At 52.6% G+C, this 2,512-nt stretch carries 4 protein-coding genes; 3 read left to right on the top strand and 1 reads right to left on the bottom strand.

The window, feature by feature from the left end; translation table 11 throughout:
* A partial coding sequence (locus VE954_RS21420) for a GFA family protein (RefSeq protein WP_324956572.1) occupies positions 1-221 on the bottom strand: 221 nt, incomplete at its 3' end.
* A gap of 158 nt (positions 222-379) precedes the next feature.
* On the opposite strand from VE954_RS21420, the gene VE954_RS21415 reads away from it, so the two are divergent.
* The 3 genes from VE954_RS21415 to VE954_RS21405 all read left to right on the top strand — a co-directional run bounded on the left by VE954_RS21415 (position 380) and on the right by VE954_RS21405 (position 1,817).
* Positions 380-754, top strand: a complete 375-nt coding sequence (locus tag VE954_RS21415) for a helix-turn-helix domain-containing protein (protein ID WP_324956570.1) — start codon at positions 380-382, stop codon at positions 752-754.
* A 209-nt stretch (positions 755-963) separates the two neighbouring features.
* A complete protein-coding gene (locus VE954_RS21410) occupies positions 964-1,128 on the top strand; it encodes a hypothetical protein (RefSeq protein WP_324956568.1) in 165 nt (54 codons plus the stop codon).
* 233 nt (positions 1,129-1,361) lie between these two features.
* A complete protein-coding gene (locus VE954_RS21405; RefSeq protein WP_324956566.1) occupies positions 1,362-1,817 on the top strand; it encodes a hypothetical protein in 456 nt (151 codons plus the stop codon).
* The last annotated feature ends 695 nt before the right edge of the window (positions 1,818-2,512 follow it).

The following is a 2,512-nucleotide window of genomic DNA, read 5'->3' as shown; positions in this document are numbered from 1 at the left end:
TTTTGGCAAAAGAATCGCTGATAATGTGCGGATGATGCAAAGCTGGCGAGGGCCTCCTGGCCCTGTGTGATCACAAGGAGGCCCGGGTCGATCAGGCCCTGCGTGGCGTAATTCGCTCCATGACTTTTTCGGCAAATAAGGCAATGACAATTCCCAATGAAACGAAATTCACCATTGACTTCAAATTGCACGGATTCGCAGAGACAGCTGCCTTTGAACATGTTGCATCTCCTCGTCTGACTTGTGTGATGGGCTGGTTCGGCCTTATGTCCAACTCAAAGTTATGGCATATACCCAGGAATGGGAAGTAGGCAGGTTTTTCTGCCTTGGTCACCTGGAAGTGACTGTGAACTTTTGCGTTCGGCAAGGAGCAATGGCAATGGCAAACCTCGATAGGCCCGCATGCATGGACGACGAAAATGGCGAAACGATTCGCACGGCCCTGGCCATGATCGGCGGCAAATGGAAGGTTTTGATTCTCTGGTTCCTGGCCATTCATCGCGTTTTACGCTTTGGTGAGCTGCGCAGGAAGCTGCCCGGTATTTCCCAGCATTCCCTGACGAGCCAACTGCGAGAACTCGAAGAGAACGGCCTGGTTCGCAGGGTGGTCTTTCCCGAGGTGCCGCCCCGTGTCGAGTACTCCTTAACGTCGGAAGGCGAGGATCTCGGCGAAGTTTACACAGCCGTGTATAACTGGGGTTGCCATCATAAGCAGCTGGGGGAAAAGGCGGCGGCACCGGGCCCGTGCGGGTGAGGTCCGACGTTTAAGAAATGTCAGCCTTGGCCCATCCACGTCCTTGGAAATTGACGTGCGAACCCGTTCATAGAGAAACAGTTGCGAATGATCGCTGACGAAAAAGCCCTGAAAACGTACAATAAGCTCCAACCCGTAATAGGTTTGCCAGGATATCAATGCCGGGATGCATGTATGATCGGCATGGATGGGCTCTAGGGCTTTGTGGAATGGACCCTTATCATGAAGCGGCCTCGAACCTTTTGGTGCGCGGCACCTTCTTCCAAGGGTCCGCGGGTCGCGGCCTGAGGGTCGGGCTATCCCCTCTGCCAGCCAGGATCTTCATCGATATCATGCAGCCCGACGACATGGCTGGCGTGCAGGAAGCAGGTTAAACCTGCCAATTTAATCTCGGGGATCGGCTCTCCAGCCCAGCAATGGGCGAGAGTCACGGAGTGAAGATGCTTGCTTCGATCCAGAAGGATTTTGCATGTGTCAATATTGGAGGCTTGGATAAAGAATCTCATATCCTCAGCAGCAAATCCTCCCCTCCTTCGTCATTCAGGCCAACGGAACGAGCTGGAATAGAACCAGCCGGTTCAAGTTTTCATTGCACGTGGAGTATTTCATGTTATTGCGCGGCCTGATGTTTACGTTCTTCATGGTATCAGCATCGGGATTGCAGGCTCAAGCTGTAGCCGATGTTGCCGCCTTAAAGAAGATCATTGCACTCCAACAAAGCCTTCTCCGCTCACAAGGGGAAAAAATTTCGGCCTTGGAAAAAACCACGGAAACACAGGCTCATTTGGAAACAAGGATCTACCACAAATATAACTTTATTATCAGCTCTGGCTACGTGATGTGCAATGGTGAAGATATTGCTATAGGCGGGGGCTGCTCCACAATTGGCGAGGAGGCGTTCATGCTGGATAGCCGCCCCGTTTATAACTCGACAGGCGGTGATCCGCAGGCGACCTATCCCGTGACCGGTGGCAGCGGCTGGAGATGCTCTACCAAGCGTAGTATTGGTTCGGGATCCACCGGCATCGACGCGAATGTCATCTGTCTGACTGTAGGAAGGTAGGAGAGTGGGAGGGTAGCAAATGAGCCAACCTCCATGATCACTGATCCCAGTCCGATCGAGTAGGAGGGGCCGATTAAACCCTGTCCTCTCACACCACCGTACGTTTAATTCCGTATACGGCGGTTTCTTCGAAACTGACTCATCCAAGCGATGAAATACTGTGGGAAAATAGGAGCCACAGGGACGTGTCGGCCTGCAATCGGACCCGACAATCCTGTTGATTCAGGATTTTGCCGCCTGCTGCCTCCAACGCCTGGAACAGAGCCGCAGATTATCGAGGAACGGGACGAGGAGCTTGATTACTCGGTCCCCAGCTGGGCCTTGTCCAGCCAGGTTTCAACGGCAATTTTGGCCCACGGATTAAAATCCGTCTCTATCCCCTAACGCCAATGTTCGAAATCCTCGAGAGGTGGCGATACGCCTTGACGCTCAAGCGCCTTTGCTTCATGGAAGCAAAATCATTGACGCACATACTGCATTGCTGATTTTTGACGAAGGGCCCAGGATCTCAAATCAGTCGACCGTCACTCTCAACGCAAGCTAAGCATTGAGCGTGGGCCGTCGAAACCTGCTACATCTAGCCGGACTTGAGACGGTCCCATTTTTGATCCAGTTTGTCTGATTCCAGCTGAGAAAAAATCCTCATCCTTTCCATCTTTCCCGTGACCCCGATTTCCTCTTTCTTCCAATTCGCC

This window comes from Oligoflexus sp. (genome assembly GCF_035638955.1).
Taxonomy (GTDB): domain Bacteria; phylum Bdellovibrionota_B; class Oligoflexia; order Oligoflexales; family Oligoflexaceae; genus Oligoflexus.
Note: the sequence above shows the minus strand (reverse complement) of the source record. Positions and strands in the feature narration are given on the sequence as shown.

What these genes read in the sequence shown, in the direction of transcription:
- VE954_RS21415 (WP_324956570.1), top strand. Translation starts at nt 380, where the DNA reads ATGGCAAACCTCGATAGGCCCGCATGCATGGACGACGAAAATGGCGAA.
- VE954_RS21410 (WP_324956568.1), top strand. Translation starts at nt 964, where the DNA reads ATGGACCCTTATCATGAAGCGGCCTCGAACCTTTTGGTGCGCGGCACC.
- VE954_RS21405 (WP_324956566.1), top strand. Translation starts at nt 1,362, where the DNA reads ATGTTATTGCGCGGCCTGATGTTTACGTTCTTCATGGTATCAGCATCG.